The sequence below is a fragment of the Planococcus massiliensis genome (genome assembly GCF_000821325.1).
GTDB classification, from domain to species: Bacteria; Bacillota; Bacilli; order Bacillales_A; family Planococcaceae; genus Planococcus; species Planococcus ruber.
Genome location: NZ_CCXS01000001.1, coordinates 2,537,022 through 2,554,275, shown reverse-complemented (window position 1 = coordinate 2,554,275; position 17,254 = coordinate 2,537,022). Strand labels below are relative to the sequence as shown.

The 17,254-nt window shown below is 44.3% G+C and carries 18 protein-coding genes; 15 read left to right on the top strand and 3 right to left on the bottom strand.

Going from position 1 to position 17,254, the window contains the following annotated elements:
* Positions 1-25 precede the first annotated feature (25 nt).
* From pgmB to BN1080_RS12740, 7 genes are all read left to right on the top strand, one after another.
* On the top strand, positions 26-709 hold the full coding sequence (gene pgmB / locus BN1080_RS12770; protein ID WP_052652518.1) for a beta-phosphoglucomutase: 684 nt from the start codon (positions 26-28) through the stop codon (positions 707-709).
* A gap of 60 nt (positions 710-769) precedes the next feature.
* Entirely contained in the window at positions 770-3,046 is a 2,277-nt protein-coding gene (locus tag BN1080_RS12765) for a glycoside hydrolase family 65 protein (protein ID WP_052652516.1), read from the top strand.
* A gap of 379 nt (positions 3,047-3,425) precedes the next feature.
* Positions 3,426-4,133, top strand: a complete 708-nt coding sequence (locus BN1080_RS17060; RefSeq protein ID WP_110925639.1) for a helix-turn-helix domain-containing protein — start codon at positions 3,426-3,428, stop codon at positions 4,131-4,133.
* Between the two features lie 99 nt (positions 4,134-4,232).
* Positions 4,233-4,568: a hypothetical protein gene (locus tag BN1080_RS12755; RefSeq protein ID WP_052652514.1), complete on the top strand. Its 336-nt coding sequence runs from the start codon at positions 4,233-4,235 to the stop codon at positions 4,566-4,568.
* 115 nt (positions 4,569-4,683) lie between these two features.
* On the top strand, positions 4,684-5,616 hold the full coding sequence (locus BN1080_RS12750) for an ROK family protein (RefSeq protein WP_052652512.1): 933 nt from the start codon (positions 4,684-4,686) through the stop codon (positions 5,614-5,616).
* A gap of 86 nt (positions 5,617-5,702) precedes the next feature.
* A complete protein-coding gene (locus BN1080_RS12745) occupies positions 5,703-6,365 on the top strand; it encodes a reverse transcriptase-like protein (RefSeq protein ID WP_052652511.1) in 663 nt (220 codons plus the stop codon).
* Between the two features lie 24 nt (positions 6,366-6,389).
* Entirely contained in the window at positions 6,390-7,322 is a 933-nt protein-coding gene (locus BN1080_RS12740; protein WP_052652509.1) for an aldo/keto reductase, read from the top strand.
* Positions 7,323-7,369: 47 nt separating this feature from the next.
* Here the strand turns inward: BN1080_RS12740 and BN1080_RS12735 are convergent, their stop codons facing one another.
* Positions 7,370-7,633 (bottom strand): spore coat protein, encoded by a 264-nt coding sequence (locus BN1080_RS12735; protein WP_407674805.1) that lies wholly within the window; start codon positions 7,631-7,633, stop codon positions 7,370-7,372.
* Positions 7,634-7,822: 189 nt separating this feature from the next.
* Positions 7,823-8,023, bottom strand: coding sequence for a hypothetical protein (locus tag BN1080_RS12730; RefSeq protein WP_052652507.1), 201 nt, complete (start codon positions 8,021-8,023; stop codon positions 7,823-7,825).
* Positions 8,024-8,235: 212 nt separating this feature from the next.
* Here BN1080_RS12730 and BN1080_RS12725 point away from each other — a divergent pair, with 212 nt between their 5' ends.
* From BN1080_RS12725 to BN1080_RS12715, 3 genes are all read left to right on the top strand, one after another.
* Positions 8,236-9,468 (top strand): cysteine desulfurase-like protein, encoded by a 1,233-nt coding sequence (locus tag BN1080_RS12725; protein ID WP_052652505.1) that lies wholly within the window; start codon positions 8,236-8,238, stop codon positions 9,466-9,468.
* Between the two features lie 107 nt (positions 9,469-9,575).
* On the top strand, positions 9,576-9,809 hold the full coding sequence (locus BN1080_RS12720; RefSeq protein WP_199876621.1) for a hypothetical protein: 234 nt from the start codon (positions 9,576-9,578) through the stop codon (positions 9,807-9,809).
* A 120-nt stretch (positions 9,810-9,929) separates the two neighbouring features.
* Positions 9,930-10,385, top strand: coding sequence for a HEAT repeat domain-containing protein (locus BN1080_RS12715; RefSeq protein WP_052652502.1), 456 nt, complete (start codon positions 9,930-9,932; stop codon positions 10,383-10,385).
* Between the two features lie 42 nt (positions 10,386-10,427).
* Here the strand turns inward: BN1080_RS12715 and BN1080_RS12710 are convergent, their stop codons facing one another.
* Complete coding sequence (locus BN1080_RS12710; protein ID WP_052652500.1) at positions 10,428-11,357, bottom strand: PhzF family phenazine biosynthesis protein; 930 nt, start codon at positions 11,355-11,357, stop codon at positions 10,428-10,430.
* Between the two features lie 179 nt (positions 11,358-11,536).
* Between BN1080_RS12710 and BN1080_RS12705 the strand changes: the two genes are divergently transcribed.
* The 5 genes from BN1080_RS12705 (at position 11,537) to BN1080_RS17255 (ending at position 17,154) form a co-directional block, all read left to right on the top strand.
* A complete protein-coding gene (locus BN1080_RS12705) occupies positions 11,537-12,499 on the top strand; it encodes an aldo/keto reductase (RefSeq protein WP_052652498.1) in 963 nt (320 codons plus the stop codon).
* Positions 12,500-12,527: 28 nt separating this feature from the next.
* On the top strand, positions 12,528-14,156 hold the full coding sequence (locus BN1080_RS12700; protein WP_052652496.1) for an alpha-glucosidase: 1,629 nt from the start codon (positions 12,528-12,530) through the stop codon (positions 14,154-14,156).
* Positions 14,157-14,406: 250 nt separating this feature from the next.
* Positions 14,407-15,669 carry a S8 family peptidase gene (locus BN1080_RS12695; RefSeq protein ID WP_052652494.1) on the top strand — a complete coding sequence of 421 codons (1,263 nt, stop codon included), beginning with the start codon at positions 14,407-14,409 and terminating at the stop codon, positions 15,667-15,669.
* Positions 15,670-15,760: 91 nt separating this feature from the next.
* On the top strand, positions 15,761-16,996 hold the full coding sequence (locus tag BN1080_RS12690) for a helix-turn-helix domain-containing protein (protein ID WP_052652492.1): 1,236 nt from the start codon (positions 15,761-15,763) through the stop codon (positions 16,994-16,996).
* Positions 16,996-17,154, top strand: a complete 159-nt coding sequence (locus BN1080_RS17255; protein WP_199876620.1) for a hypothetical protein — start codon at positions 16,996-16,998, stop codon at positions 17,152-17,154. The genes BN1080_RS12690 and BN1080_RS17255 overlap by 1 nt, the downstream gene beginning before the upstream one ends.
* Positions 17,155-17,254 lie beyond the last annotated feature (100 nt).

The window sequence follows — 17,254 nt, the reverse complement described above, 5'->3', positions numbered from 1 at the left end:
ATTATAGATAGAGAGGACAGATGGCATGACATTTTATCCAAAAGCGTTTATCTATGATCTGGACGGTATCATTACAGATACGGCAGAATATCATTTTCTCGCTTGGCAAAAGATGGCAGAGGAATTGGGCATTCATATCGACCGGACATTCAATGAACGGCTGAAAGGGATTGGCCGAATGGAATCGCTCCAATTAATTCTTTCGCTTGACCCTTCCGCTTCAAATCTATCTGTTGATGAAAAAGAACAACTGGCGCTAAAAAAAAATGAATATTATTTAGAGATGATTGAGCGGATGGGGCCAAAAGACATTTTGCCTGGCATCGAAGAGCTGCTGCATGCCAACAAACAGCATGGCATTCGAATCGCCCTTGGATCGGCGAGCAAAAACGCCAAACATGTTCTGGATCTGCTCGGCTTGACAGCTGAATTCGATTATATTGTGGATGCTTCAACAGTGAAAAAAGGAAAGCCGGATCCTGAAACGTTTACGGCTGCAGCAGATGCCTTAAACGTGCCTTACAGCGAATGCATCGGTATTGAAGACTCGGCAGCAGGACTCGAAGCGATCAATAGCGCCAATATGTTTTCAGTGGCGGTAGGAGATAAAGCGCATCTTCCGAATGCTGACTATTTAGTCGCTGCCACAAATGAATTGAAGTTTGAGGAAATCATTAACCAATACAATCAAAAAAAGGCAGCGAATTAATTTATTCACTGCTTTTTTAATGAACTGCTGCAGATGGAAGCAATTGAGGAGTGAAACACGATGGTATGGAAACTGACAAAAAATGAAGTAGATAATCATAATCTTCTGCTGGACGAAAGCATCTTGTCTCTAGGAAATGGCTATTTGGGGGTGAGGGGGAATTTCGAGGAAGGATATCCCGAAACCTTCAGCTCAATTCGCGGAACTTACATCAATGCATTTCATGATGAAACGGAAATTACGTATGGTGAAAAGTTATATGGCTATCCGGTCATGCAGCAAAAAATCTTGAATGTCATTGACTCGCAAGGCATTGAGATTTATTTTGATGATGAAAAATTCTCTGTTTTTGAAGGGGAATTGTTTCATTTTGAGCGGAATCTGCACATGGATCAAGGGTTCGCTGAACGGATTGTCCATTGGAAATCACCAAAAGGGAGAGAAGCGAAGCTTCATTTTAAACGGATTGTTTCTTTTATTACCCGTGAATTATTTGCTCAAGAAGTGACCATCGAAGCGATCCAAGGCATTCAGGAAGTGAAAATCGTCTCCAGTTTGGAAGGGGAAGTAACGAATTTCGTTGATCTTAATGATCCGAGAGTTGCATCGGGACATGCAAAGCGGCTCGATGTCATCGAGGTGCGGAGTGAAGATGCGTATAATCTAATTAAGGATTTAACATATGTTACGGAACTGGAAGTGGCATGCATCAGTTCTTCGCATATTGAAGCTGTTGATCCTCATTACAGCAAAACGGTCGGGAAATCGAGAATTGAAGAAGTGTACGTTTGCGCTTCTTCTGGAGAACCTATTCGATTTACGAAATACAATATTTATACGGACTCACTGCGGCACGGGGATGAGTTGGTTGAAGTTGCCCTGCCTTTGCACGAAAAAGTGAAGCTTCAAGCATTCGATGACCTGGTGGCGGAGCAAGGAATGTACATGGCCCGTTTCTGGAAAAATTCAGATGTGGTCATTGAAGGAGATGAAAAGCTCCAAGAAGGCATCCGCTTTAACCTGTATCAGCTCCTCCAGTCGGTCGGGAAAGATCCATACAGCAATATCGCGGCAAAAGGGCTTTCAGGAGAAGGCTATGAAGGGCATTATTTTTGGGATACGGAAATCTTTATGTTCCCGGTCTTTTTAATGACCAATCCGGAAATTGCAAAAAACTTGCTGCTGCACCGCTATTCGATTTTAGACAGTGCACGGGCGCGGGCGAAAGTCATGGGCCATGAAAAAGGCGCGCTGTTTCCTTGGCGAACGATCAACGGCCCTGAAAGTTCGGCATTTTTCCCAGCCGGTACGGCTCAATATCATATAAGTGCAGATATTGCTTACAGTTATATTCAATATTATCTCGTAACGAAAGATGAAGAATTTTTGCAGGACTATATGGCTGAAATGTTATTTGAAACAGCCCGATTATGGGTGGATACCGGACATTTCCACAACAATCAATTTAAAATCGATAGTGTGACAGGGCCGGATGAATACACATGCGTCGTCAACAATAACTATTACACTAATAAGATGGCACAGCATAATCTCTTATGGGCTGAAAAAGTCTATCGGCTTTTGGAAGAAAAAGCGCCTTCGCGTTTGGAAGAAGTGGCGGAAAAGCTCGAGCTAACGGAGGAGGAAGCCGAAAAATGGAAGGAAGCAGGGGGCAAAATGTACCTTCCGTATCATGAAGAACTGAAAATCCATGCGCAGGACGATAGCTTTTTGCAGAAATCGAGATGGGATCTGGAGAAGACGCCGGCCGATAAGTTTCCGTTGCTGCTCCACTATCATCCTTTGACGCTTTACCGCTATCAAGTGTGCAAACAGGCAGATACGGTACTTGCCCATTTCTTATTGGAAGACGACGTCGACGAAGAAACACTTAAGAATTCGTACGATTATTATGAAGAAATCACCACGCATGATTCTTCTCTTTCTTATAGTGTTTTCAGCATCATGGCCTCAAAACTCGGCTATCAGAAAAGAGCGTACGACTACTTCCGCGAAACTGCCCGGTTGGATTTGGATAATACCCATGGCAATACAAAAGACGGATTGCACATGGCGAATATGGGAGGAACTTGGTTGGCCATTGTTTACGGATTTGCCGGGCTCCGTGTAAAAGAAACCGGGCTCTATTTGAACCCGATGCTTCCCGAACAATGGCAGTCGTTCCATTTCCATTTTCAATACTTAGGGCGGCTGATCAATATCCATATTGAAAAAGACGCTGTTTCCTATGAATTGCTCGAAGGGGATGAGTTGACTATATGGCATCGAGGGGAGGCGGTAGCGTTAAAACAAAACCGCCGGCTTCAAGTCCGCTGAATAGCCCGAAGAAGGCTGTCATTCGAAAAAATGAATAGATGAAAAAGAAAAACCGGAAACTTTTGTTTCCGGTTTTTTGGTTTTCATGAAAAATTTTCTAAAAAGATAACTTATTTTAAAATGGGTATTATAAGCCGTAGCATATCAAAAGAATAACTCCCTATAATCATGATAAGAATCTGAGTAACCTGAGGGAGGAGGGACCAAACGCACATCCCGTTTAATCAAAATCTCCTGCATTTTTAACTCGTTAAAGAGATACAAAGTGAATTTAAAGTAAAAAATATCAAAATGGCATAAAAATATGATTTTTTTATAGAAATTAAAAGATATCAAATATATAATAAATACATAAGTAACTTAGGGCAGGGGAGCTAATGTGGACGTACTGAAAGATTTTGGCAAACGAATTAAAGAGCTTCGCATCAATTCCGGAATGACGCAAGAAGCATTAGCCACTCGTGCGGACTTGGATCGATCGTATGTGGGGGCAATCGAACGAGGGGAAAAGAATTTATCATTGGTCAATATTGAAAAATTGGCGAATGCGATGGGCATTGATTTGTATTATCTTTTTGAAGATGAGCGCTTTGCTGCTCGGCTGGCATCGGTGAAGAAAGAGTTGAAAAAGCCGCTGGAGTCCAGATTCGTTTGTCTGGTCAATCTGGAAGCACAACTTCTCTGGCTGAAAATTACTGGCCCTCTAACTGAGAGTGATGTCGCGCATATTTCGAAATATGTGAAAAGCCAAATTTTGTTAATGGAAAAAGGCGAGATTAAGATGCTGATCGATAACCGGCTGATGGTAAAAGAAGGGCAGGCGTTCGTTTTCAATCCAGATGCTTATGATGCTTGGGAGGAGTTTCAAATTTGGCTGATTCCTCACCTGAAGCGAGTTGCGGTATTATGCAATTCCAAATTCATGCAGAACCAACTCGAACGCATGGCGAACAGAAGTGGGATAGTCTCAATTTCAAGACGGATCTTCAACGAAAATTTTGAGGCGGGAAATAAGGAAGCATATGCATTCCTCGGCATTACAGAAGACCAATTGCCGCAAGAAAACGCTCGGCAAGCGAAAATATAAAAAATTTTATTCTACTCATTAAGGGGGAACCCTTGCTTCGATAAATGTCTTGGAAAATAGACAATCTCAGTTTTAGAGCGGAAAAGGAGCTGTGGGAATATGACTTGCCATCAACCAATAAGTGCAGAAACGGTAAGATTTCAATTCATGCGTGTCAAAGATACGCATGTGGAAGACAATATTAAATACATTACCTTATTTGCCCGGCTCACGTTGAGAAATGCTTACAGAGCAAAAAGTGTATGGGTGGAAATAGATGAAGTGAAATGGGATCAAGCACCTCGAAAACTGAAGGAAATGCCGGATGCCATGCACTTTTATACAATAGACGAATCCATCTTTAAAGAGTTGTATCAGATTTCGAAAGACCGTTATGAAGAGCTTTATTTTGTAACGCCTTTCTATAAAGCAAGCGAAACGAAAAGACTCGGCTGATTTATTTGGCCAAGCCCTGCCTGCCATTTTTTGGCGGGCAGGGCTTTTAATTTGGTTATCCGCTGGAATTTCCCTTACGATATGGGAGTGAAGGGTTTACAAAGGAGGCCGGATAATGGAATACGCAATTGGCGTGGATATTGGCGGAACGAAAATAGCGGTGGCAGTGGTTGAACAGTCTGGAAAAATCACTAGCAAAACAGCATTTCCAATGGATTTGTCGAAATCGCCTGATGAGGTGATGGACGAAATTATTCAAGTTATTCAGAAAGCTATCCAGGGCCAAGCGGGGAAAGAAACAGATCTTTTAGGCATTGGCGTAGGCGTGCCAGGACCTCTTGATACGCGGACAGGAGTGGTCCATAGCCCTCCTAATTTGCCGTCTTGGATTGATGTCCCAGTTAAAGAGATGTTAGCAGCAGCTTTTGCTGTTCCTGTTTTGATCGAGAACGATGCCAATGCTGCTGCTCTTGCAGAAAAATGGGTTGGTGCCGGAAAAGACAGCTTGAATTTCACTTATTTAACGATAAGTACAGGGATCGGAGCTGGCATTGTTGCCAATGGACGATTGCTCAGCGGAAGCCGAGGCAATGCCGGAGAGATTGGCCATACCGTGATGGATCCCAGTTACGGCCTCTGTTCTTGCGGTCAAATTGGCTGTTTGGATTTGATTGCTTCCGGCCGGGCGATTGCAAAAAACGGTTCGGAAATCATCGGGCAGAAGCTGACGACTAAAGCCGTGTTTGAGTTATATGGCTACGGCCATGAAGAATTGGATCGATACATAGACCATGTTTTTTGGGCATTAGGAGCTGCCAGTGTTTCTTTAGTGAATATGCTGGATCCGGAGAAAATCATTGTTGGAGGCGGCGTTTCCCAAATGGGGAATCTCTTGTATCAGCATATGGAATGCTATATCCAAACGTATGCACTGAATCCTGCCGGAAGAAGGACGAAAGTAGTGCCTGCAGAGTTGAGTGAACATGCAGGAGTCATCGGGGCGGCAGCACTTTGTTTTTCTACTTTTGCATTGGAAACGAATGTGTAAGCTGGATTTCCCGGTTTTGTTTTAGAAGAAAAGGAATAGGCAATAGAAAAATAGAAGCTTTTGTTAATGGAAAGGAGGCCTGCGCCATGAAGGTCCGCGTCGAATGGAGCTATCAATCGCCAAAAGGCACGAAAGCTTTTTTTCAGTCTGAAGAACTTCCTGCTGCCCATGCGCTTTTAATTGTAGAAGATATTCAAAAGACCGGCCGGGCAAAAAGCCTGGAATTTATAGACCGTTTTGACTCCAGCTGGACGGTAAAAGAATTAAAAGCCTATTTAAAAGGAATCGAAACAGAACCTCACAATATTACGGTCTATTTTGACGGCGGATTTGATAAGGATATGGGACGAGCCGGGCTTGGCTGTGTGATCTATTATGAACAAAGCGGCAAAGCTTACCGTCTCCGCCAGAATGTCGAAGCGGCAGAGCTTTCTTCCAATAATGAAGCGGAATATGCGGCTCTCCATATGAGCGTCCTGGAACTTGAACGATTGAATGTCCATCAACTGCCGGTGGTTTTCCGAGGCGATTCCAATGTCGTCACAAATCAGATGAGCGGAGAATGGCCCGTTTATGAAAATGATTTATCCCGTTGGGCCGACCGGATTGACCGAAGCCTGGAAAAGTTGGGCATTCAAGCACAATACGAACTGATTCCCAGAAAAGCGAATGCCGAAGCCGACCGGTTAGCGGCACAAGCCTTAAGAGGCGTTGACATCAGTGGAACGATGGAATTGGAAAAAACATAAACTGAACCGTAGAGGAGCGATTGGATGAAGTTTTCAACGTTGCAAAAAACAGATATACAGATTTCTGCGCTTGGATTAGGGACAAATGCGGTAGGAGGACACAATCTTTACAGCGACTTGAATGAGGAGATAGGCAAGGATTTTGTCCGTGCTGCATTGGACAATGGCATCACTTTCATTGATACAGCTGATATTTACGGCAAGGGGCGTTCTGAAGAATTGGTAGGGGAAGTGTTGAAAGAATATGACCGCAGCCAATTTGTCATTGCGACCAAAGGCGGCAGCGACTGGCGAAGCGGAACAAAAAACAATTCACCCGCTTATTTGCGCAGTGCCTTGGAAGAAAGTCTGGAGCGGCTCCAGCTCGATTATGTGGATCTCTACTATATCCACTGGCCGGACGGAAAAACGCCGATCAGTGAAGCCGTCGCTGAACTGTCCCGAATGAAAAAAGAAGGCAAAATCAGAGCGATAGGAGTATCGAATGTTTCCTTGGAGCAATTGAAGGAAGCCAATTCAACGGGAGAGATTTCAGCAGTCCAGTTGGCTTATCATATGCTCAACCGCGAAATCGAACAAGAAATTCTCCCTTATTGCGTGGAAAACAAGATTTCGGTTGTGGCTTACGGTCCGCTTGCTTTTGGCATTTTAGGCGGTACATATACCGAAGACTTTGTGCTGGAAGACGGCGATTGGCGCAAAAGCGTACCGCTTTTCCAGGAAGGGAATTTCGAAAAGAACATCCGGATTGTGGAACAGCTGAAAGAAGTGGCAGAGAAAAAAGGCACGGATGTATCGAACCTTGCATTAGCGTGGCTGCTTGAACAGCCGGGGGTGGATGCCGTGATTCCAGGAGGCAAAAAGCCGGAACAAGTCCTTTCCAATATCGCCGCTTCGGACATCCGTCTGGAAGCGGAAATCTTGGATGAAATCGATCAAATTCTTAAAGAGCAATAAAAATAGAAAAACCGGTCCAGTGTGCCACCACACTGGACCGGTTTTTCTTATTTCTTCGCTAATTCAAGGGCGATGTCTGCTTTTTTCAGATCGTGATTGACTTGTTCTTCAATATCGTAGGCATGGTACATTTCTTTTTTAATCATGTATTGGGCGATTTTATCATGCGTATCGATGGCGTTGTCCAACTCGCGCCGCAAAAGCTTTTTCACTTCCGGCGTGGCTGTTTCAGTAATCGCGACAGCCAGATTCCGGACAGCGGCTTTAGCTGTGACAAGAAAATCGGTGGCGATAGCCAAGTCGTCAAGCATGGAAGCCGGGAGTGCCAAGGCATCTTTATTGATCGCTTCACTTTCCTGCGTTTGCGTCATAGCTTCTGGTTCCGCCTTCACATTTTTCTTTTTATCTTCTTTCTTAGCTGTCTTTTTCACATCTTTTTTTGTGCTGTTTTTTTCATCTTTTTTTGCCATAGCCAAATTCCTCCTTCATCCGTCTGCGAATTATTTGCTTGCATCTGCTAATACTTTGCGTAAATCTTTAACCGCTTTCGTGGATAATTTAATGTCTTCCTCCAGTAGCTGCCGCAATTCATCGTCTTCCACAAGACCGCTGAATACTTTGCTTTTAGCGATACAGCTTGTTTTGAAGATTAATACTTCATGGACTTCCAATTTTTCGTGCATTGCCAATTCTTTTGCCATCCCAAATCCCTCCAATAAAATAAATGATGATTTTTAACGTTAGTTAAGGTTTACCCCGAGCAATGCTTTTTAATCCTGAATCTGATGATTCATTCGAACGAAGCGGATGCGGGAAATTAAAGAATTTTCAAATTTTCAATGGCCGGCATTAGACTTCTCGGGAAAAAGTATGTTTTATTGAAAGAGACATTGATGAAAAAGGGGATGCATTCATGAAAATTACTGAAACGGCTTTTCCGATAACAGAAGTGCGCGGACAATTTCCAGCGCTGAACAGGACTTATAAAGATCGGCAGGTGGCATACTTTGATGGCCCAGGCGGATCGCAAGTAGTAAAAACAGCGATTCAGGCAATTGCGGGATACATGGAAAAAGGGGGAGCCAATCTTCACGGGACATTTCCTTCCAGCTGGGAAACAGAAGAGGTGATTTCAGAAGCAAGAAGTGCCGTAGCCGATTTTTTAAATGTACAAGCAAATGAAGTGGCGTTTGGCGCCAATATGACGACGTTGACGTTTGCGATTGCAGCTGCACTTGGCAAACAGTTCAATGCTGGCGATGAGATTGTCGTAACCGAAATGGACCACCGCGCAAATGTCGATCCTTGGCTCATGATGGCGGAAGACCACGGGCTCAAAGTAAAGTGGATTCCTGTCGACACGAAAACGATGGAACTTGATGTAAGCAAGTTAACGGAAATCATCAACGAAAAGACGAAACTCGTAGCGGTTGGCCTTGCCTCTAATGCGATTGGCACCATTGTCGATATTGCACCGATTGTGGAACGGACAAAAGAAGTAGGCGCACTGTTTGCAGCGGATGCGGTTCATGCAGCTCCGCATATCGTCATCGACCGTGACCGCTACGGCATCGATATCCTTTTGTGCTCAGCCTATAAATTTTTTGGACCGCATATCGGCATCGCTGCCATTAAAGAATCCGTTTTTGAAAGCCTTGAGCTGTATAAATTGACCACGTCCCCAAGCTATTATCCGGATAAATTGGAGACTGGTACGCAAAACCATGAAGGGATTGCTGGAATCAAGCCTGCTATCGAATTTTTTGAGCAGTTTGGTGAAGGGGAATCTAGACGGGAACGGCTCGTTTCAGGAATGGAAAAACTTGAGCACTACGAAAATTACCTTGCGGGACGATTGCGCCAAGGGCTGGCAAAAATAGAAAAAGTCCGCCTATGGCAAGCGGCGGAAGATGTACCGAAAACTCCGACAATCGCTTTCCAGGTGGAGGGCATTGAACCGTTGGAAGTCTGTAGATTATTAGCCGAGCAATACAGCATCTTTACAGCATCCGGACATTTTTATGCCTCAACACTAGGCGACCGATTGGATGTCAACGGAAGCGGCGGCTGGATTCGTGCTGGCCTTGCTCCATACAATACAGAAGAGGAAGTGGACAGGCTGATTGAGGCGGTTGCTTCCCTCTAAGAAATTTGCTAAAAAAAGGGAAATGTGTTATGGTTAGCATCACTTCAATTTATGGATTCTATCAGACTTTATTTAGTCAATTTCCATCAGGAAATGGGGAATTCTTAATGACGTACGATGCGATTCAAGAATTATTGAAAACGGTCAGCTATTATAATACGGTCAATATCACCCAAACTTTTTCAAAAGCGGGAGAGCCTTATGTGACTGTGAAAGCCGGCAAAGATAAGGATCTTCTCGTGCTCACTTATGTGGAAAGCGGAGAAATTATCCAATACCAGGATATCGCCTATGCGGCGAAAGCCATCAAAGAAATGATCACTACCGATACTGCCTTTTAAGCTTCCCGAATGGGGAGCTTTTTCTTTTTGGGACAGATGGTGGTACAATACAGAAACAAGCCTATCAACAGACCAGTAGGCATACTTTCATTTTCCGTAGAGGGGAATGATCAAAGGAGAATGAATTTTTTGAGTCAAGATAAAAATACGAAGAACTTGCCGCCAAATTACGATGAATTGAAGAAAGCTGCGAACCGGACAGCCAATTGGAAAGAACGCTTAGCTGCGGTTGAAGAACTGGGCAAATGGAAAAACAGCCAGACGATTGATATTCTAACTCACCGGATGAACCATGATCCGGTTTATAAAGTGCAGCAGGCTGCATATAACCAGCTTGTGGATTTGGGCGAAGATGTAGAAATGCCAGAGCAGAAGCAAGGCGACTTGATCAAAGACGCCAGCAAAGTTTTGGTTCGCATCAAGAAAAGTTTGCCGAAAGACCATAGCTATGAAGATTTTAAAGTGAAGCTGCAAAAAATGCGTGTCGATATCTATGATACGTATAAAGGTGAAAAAGGCGAAGCGTTTGACCAATGGCTGGAAGACCAATGGAAAGCAATGCCGACTAAAAGATAGTACCAAAAGCGAGGCCTGCAGATGATTGCAGGCCTCGCTTTTTTAGAATGCATCAGGCAATTGCAATTGCCCCGTCCCTACATTTACAGCATTGCCGCCAATTTTAATGGAAGAAATGGCTCCCTTGGTTTTGCCGACTGTGATCTCGATAAAGCTTGGCCGATCCATTTCGAAGCCTTGTTCACTGCGTATATGGTAGAACTGGTTTTTAGACGGCGCGACCACACCATTTTCAACAAGATAAGCGCCAAGCGGTCCGGAAGCGGCGCCTGTCGCCGGATCTTCCGGAATTCCCATAGCGGGTGCAAACATTCGGCTATGGACGGTGGAAGATTTTTGTACGGTTTCAGTAGTGAAAACAAAAATGTTTTGAGTAGAGGAATTGTTGCTGAAATGTTTTTCCCAGATATCGATCCGAAACTTGATTTGCTTCATCGCAGACAACGAGCGGACCGGGACGTATAGAAACGGGACACCCGATGAAACGGATTGAAGCGGCAAGTTTTTATCAAAATCCCGAACAGATAAAGACAGTAAATCGGCCACAAGGCCAGGCTTTTCATAAATGCTGCCAAAAGCCGGCAAAGGCTGGGTCATTTCGACTTTCTCGATTTGTCCGTTTTTTTCATACACGCTGACAGGAATTTCGCCGACAGGCTCTTCGAACATCCAATCATTTTTTCCGGCCGCTAAAGGAATTTTGTTTGCAGCGGCCAGGACATAGGCAGCGCCGATTGTCGGATGCCCGGCCATCGGCAATTCCACTTTTGGCGTGAAAATGCGCAAGCTTTTTTGGTTATTGGAATCGGCAGGGGGTTGAATGAAGACGGTTTCCGAAAGATTGAGTTCACGCGCAATTTTTTGCATCGTAGCTGAAGGCAGGGGCGATTCGTCGTGAAAAACGGCGAGCTGGTTGCCTCCAAAAGCTGTAGAAGTAAATACATCGACTAAGGAATAATTTAAAGTGGCCATAGCTACCCTCCATTTTTTATCTTTTGTCATTCGATTGATGTATTCAGTATATATAATTTATCCGCAAATTGTTATTTAATTGTTCGAGTTTTCTGGAAATAAAGGGATTTAGAGGGAACGGGGCGAATTAGGCTGAAAAGAAGGTCTTGTTATGATAAAAAAGTTCGGAGGAGGCGCATATGAAATATCGGAATCTCGGGAAAACTGGTTTGCGTGTATCCAATATATGCCTGGGTACGATGGCTTTTGGAAGATGGATTGATGAACAGGCTTCTGCGGAAATTTTGGCGCAGTCTTTTGATGCAGGGATCAATCTGATCGATACGGCTAATTTTTATGGAAAAGGACAAGACGAATCTTTTAAATACGGAACGGGGGAAGCGGAAGAAATCATCGGCAAGCATTTAAAAGGCAAGCGGGATAAAGTGGTGCTGGCAACGAAAGTCGGGCTTCCGATGGGGCAGTATGTCAATGATGCGGGGTTATCGAAATTCCATATGATGCGGGAAGTGGAAAATTCGTTAAAGCGGCTTCAAACGGATTACATCGATTTGTATCAAGTGCACCGCTTTGATAAACGCACTCCTTTGGAAGAAACGTTGTCGGCCTTGACGGATTTGGTGAGGCAAGGGAAAGTCCGGTATATCGGCTGTTCAAATTTTGCGGCGTGGCAGATGGCAAAAGCGGAAGGCATTAGCGCGCTGAACCATTTAGAGCGTTTTGTCAGTTCGCAATCACAGTACAATCTTTTGTCCCGGGAACTTGAAAATGAAATTATCCCTTTTTGTGAATCTGAAAAGATGGGGTTGCTTGTCTATAGCCCAATGGCGCGCGGAATGTTGTCCGGCAAATATAAATCGAAAGATGATTTGCCGGAAGGCAGCCGGGCAGCCAAGGGAGAGGAATTGATCCAGCCTTATTTTACAGAAGAGAATTTTAACCGGGTCGAGCGCTTCAAGGAAATTGCGAAAGAGCAGGACGTGAGTTTATCCCAGCTCTCGCTCGCTTGGCTATTAAATCAGCCGGCTGTCACTTCGGCCATTTTGGGCGCAAGCAAAACGGAACACGTATTAGAAGCTGCCCGCATCAGCGATTGGAAATGGGCAGAAGAGTTAAAAGAGCAAATGTCGCTTGTCCCGTGACGACTCCTGAGCATTGGAGGCCAAACTGATGAAGCAAAAATGGTGGAAAGAAGCAGTCGTTTATCAGGTTTATACAAGAAGCTTCAAAGATTCAAATGGAGACGGCATCGGGGATTTGAACGGCCTGAGAGAAAAGCTGGATTATTTGCAGGATCTTGGAATTGACGTCATCTGGCTTTGTCCGATGTATAAATCGCCGAATATCGACAATGGCTATGATATCAGTGATTATCAGAAAATCATGGAAGAAATGGGTACGATGCAAGACTTTGACCGGTTGCTTGAAGATATGCACAGCCGTGGGATGAAGATGGTGCTGGATTTGGTCCTTAACCATACAAGCGACGAGCACCCCTGGTTCATTGAGTCGCGTTCTTCGAGAGACAATCCCAAGCGGAACTGGTATGTCTGGCGGGATGAACCAACCAACTGGGAAAGCATCTTCAGCGGTCCGGCCTGGACATTTGACGAAAAGACCCGGCAATATTATCTTCATCTCTACGCAGAAAAACAGCCGGACCTGGAATGGGAGAACCCGGAAGTTCGGAAAGAACTGTACCGGATGGTTAATTGGTGGCTCCAAAAAGGGATTGACGGTTTTCGCTTAGATGCCATCAGCCACATTAAGAAAGACTATTCCGATATGCCGAACCCAACGAATGCTCCGTATGTTCCGGCTTGGGAGAAGATGACTGACGTTGAAGGCATCCAAGATTTGCTGGCCGAATTATACAATGAAACCTTTTCGAACTACGACATTATGACGGTCGGTGAAGCCAACGGTGTGACCGTCGAAGAAATCGATGAATGGATCAGCGAAGAAAACGGGAAAATGGATATGGTCTTTCAGTTTGAAACATGGTATTTAAGGAAGCCGAATGAAGATTGCGGCGTAAATTTAGCAGCGCTCAAAAAGATTTTAACGAATTGGCAAAAAGAAGCGGAAGGAATCGGATGGAACGCCTTATATGTGGAAAATCACGATCGGTCGCGCATCGTTTCGACTTGGGGAGACGATCAGAATTATTGGCGGGAGAGTGCCACTTCCATTGCCTGCATGTATTTCCTGATGCAAGGCACCCCTTTTATTTATCAGGGACAGGAACTGGGCATGACCAATGCGCCATTTGATGGAATTGATCTTTATGACGATATCAAAACCTTGAATTTTTATCGCTACAAACGGGCAGAAGGCATGCCGCTTGAAGAAATCATGAAAACCATTCAAATGAGCAGCCGGGACCATGCCCGTACGCCGATGCAATGGAACAGCGGGCGCTACAGCGGATTTTCAGAAACGGAGCCATGGATTCAAGTTAATCCGAATTACGTCTGGCTGAATGCAGAAGCGCAGCAGCAAGACCCGCTTTCGGTATTCCATTTTTATAAAAAGATGATTTCACTTAGAAAAGGTTCCACCGTTTTGATTTATGGAATCTATAACCTCTATGAAACGGGAAATCCGTGCATCTACGCATATACACGTGAAAACGAAGAGGAAAAGCTATTGATCTTAGCCAACATGAAAGGCGAGTTCTGCCGATGGAAAGTACCGGAAGGAGCGGAGCTGCTTCTTGGGAATTACAGCGCAGAAGACCGTGAAAAAGTCCATCCCTTTGAAGCGAGAGTTTATCGATTGGCAAAAAACCATGCATGATGCATGGTTTTTTTGCCGCAAATGATTATTTCAATAAAAGGAATATGTAAAGGTATAAATTTCCATTGGTTCGATATACCTGCGACTAATTACCTTTATACCTAGTTTTATCCAAATACACCTGATTTTTTTCCCAATTACGCTTTCCTAAATCTTCTGTTAACTTTAAGTTGTGGCAGGCAATTAGCCCAAGCGGGACGCCGCATAAGCTTACATGCCCGGCAAATAGAATGGTAAAGGGGATTGGACGATGAAGAAATCAGGTAAATTATTGACGAGTATCATGTTATCAGCGACATTGCTTGTACCGGCAATGGGCGTAAGTGCGAACGGAGATTCCGTGGATCAAAAAGGCAATGAAACATTCCGTGTCTTAATTGATTCGCAAAATCAGAAAGAACTTCAAAATGCAAAATCGAAATATGGTGTCCAATGGGATTTTGCAGGTGAAGGGTTCACCGTTGACATGAATGAAAAACAATACGAAGCACTGCAAAAGAACAAAAATATAAAAGTCGAAAAGGTGCCGGAATTTACGATTGAGAAAAGTTCGTCAAAGCCAGAAGCAGTGTATCAAGCAATGGCTGCTTCACAATCAACGCCGTGGGGCATCAAAGCGATTTATAATGACAGTTCACTGACCCGCACTTCGGGCGGTTCGGGCATTAATGTAGCGGTCTTGGATACGGGAGTCAATGTCAGCCATCCGGATTTGAAAAATAACATTGAACAGTGCAAAGACTTTACAACAAGCACAAGCTTTGTAAATGGTTCGTGTACGGACCGCCAAGGGCATGGCACGCACGTAGCCGGCTCTGCGCTTGCTGACGGCGGTACGGGCTCTGGTGTTTACGGCGTTGCACCGGATGCGGATCTTTGGGCGTATAAAGTATTAGGCGATAACGGTTCCGGCTCAGCGGATGATATCGCAGCAGCCATCCGCCACGCAGCTGACCAGGCAACTTCATTAAAAACGAAAGTGGTCATCAACATGTCTCTTGGTTCTTCAGGAGAAAGCAGCCTAATTACCAATGCAGTCAACTACGCTTACAGCAAAGGTGTATTGATTATCGCAGCAGCTGGCAACGAAGGCCCGTACCAAGGATCAATTGGTTACCCAGGCGCCTTGCCGAATGCAGTAGCGGTAGCGGCATTGGAAAACGTCATCCAAAATGGCACGTACCGTGTAGCGGATTTCTCTTCTAGAGGGGACAGCTCGACAGACGGCGATTACGTCATTCAAAAAGGCGACGTGGAAGTATCCGCACCAGGAGCTTCGATTTATTCGACTTGGTATAACGGCGGCTACTCAACGATTTCTGGAACATCGATGGCTTCACCGCATGTAGCAGGATTGGCTGCAAAAATCTGGGCGGCAAATCCTTCTGCCAGCAATGCTACAATCCGTAAAGATCTTCAGAATCGCGCAAGAAATTATGATATCCTTTCAGGTTCAGGAGCAGGCGTCGGCGATGACTATGCTTCAGGCTTCGGATTTGCTCGTGTACGTTAATCGGTTGGGATAATGAAAAGGGGGTTCCAGTTTATACTGGAGTCCCCTTTTGTGTTACTATTTTATTATTCTGACAAAAAAGGGTGGAATTATGAACATTGGATCTGTCATCAAATATTACCGTACAAAATACCAGCTTACGCAAGCCCAATTGGCAGATGGCATTTGCTCGATTTCCCATTTAAGCAAAATAGAATCGAATACATACGTCCCGCATGAGTCAACGATTGAAGCGCTCCTCGCTAAGATGGGCGTCCAGTGGGAAAAGGAAATGCATCGGCATAAGCGGCTGACGCGCCAAATGGGGGAATTCATCGATTGTTCCTTGTTTTACGATTTGGATCACATGCGCAAACAATACGAGCAATTGGAAGAAGAAAATGATTATCTTCAATCTTCTGATCTCGTAAATCAATACGAACTGTACAAATTTCGCTTTTATATTTACGAGAATGACCAGGAACGCGCTGAACGGCAGAAAGATCTGATTGAACGCATAAAAGGATCGTTTACTGCGCCGGAAAAATGGCTGCACCAATTCTTTCTTTCCATTTACTACACCATGCTCAATAAGACAGAAAAGGCGTTGGGGTTTCTCGATCAGCTGGACCAGGGGATTCAAAGCATCCCTCAAAAGTTCGAGGGGGAGTATTATTACCAAAAAGCCCGTCTGCTGATTTTGCTCGACCGATTTGAATTGTCGGCCTATTACGCAGAAATGGCTGTCCAGTATTTTCAACTGCACCATAATTACATTCGGCTGCTGCATGCCCAGCTCCTATTGGCAATCAATTATACGCGGAGGAATTTGCTGGTCCAGGCAGGCGGTCTATACGAAGTATTAAAACGCAATGCCCATTTGACAGGACAAAAAGACCTCTACAATCAAACGATTTATAATTTGGCTGAACTGTTCAAGCAAAAGAAGGAGTTTGATGAAGCAATCGAATTGCTGGAAGAACTCAAAGTGCGTGTCTCAAAAGATTCCTATATCTATAAAGCGGTCTTGATTAGCCTGCTCGAAACGACCATTGAAATGCAGCGGGAAGACCGCCAATTATTAGAAGAGCTTCGGCTTTTAACAGAAGAAACCGACGATGAATATTTCCGTATTTATCAAAACTATTTCGAGAAACGAATGTTTTCCCAACCAGACCTAATTACCTATTGTGAAGAAATAATGTTCCCATTTTTCAGAAAAAATGGTTATATTAAAGAAGGTAAAAAAGTAGCAATTGAATTAAAGAATTTCTATGAGCGAAAGAAAGAATGGGAGAAGGCCAATTTCTACCGCTCATATGAACAACGAAAGGCTGGTGAACCTTGATGAAGTCTTCAAAGAAATTCTGGACGGCTATCGCAGTAGCCGGATTGATTAGCGTGTTGGCAGTAGCGCCTGTTTTCGGCGAAACGCTGCCGGTGAACGTGAACCTCGACGCAGAGATCAGCCCGTTGTCCGCACCGCATATCTTGCCTCCTTTATAAACAAATAAGGCTTCCGCTTATTCTGGCGGAAGCCTTATTTGTTTATAAAGATAAAAATGGCTAATTACCTATTTTAATGGATAAAAACAGAATGAGTACA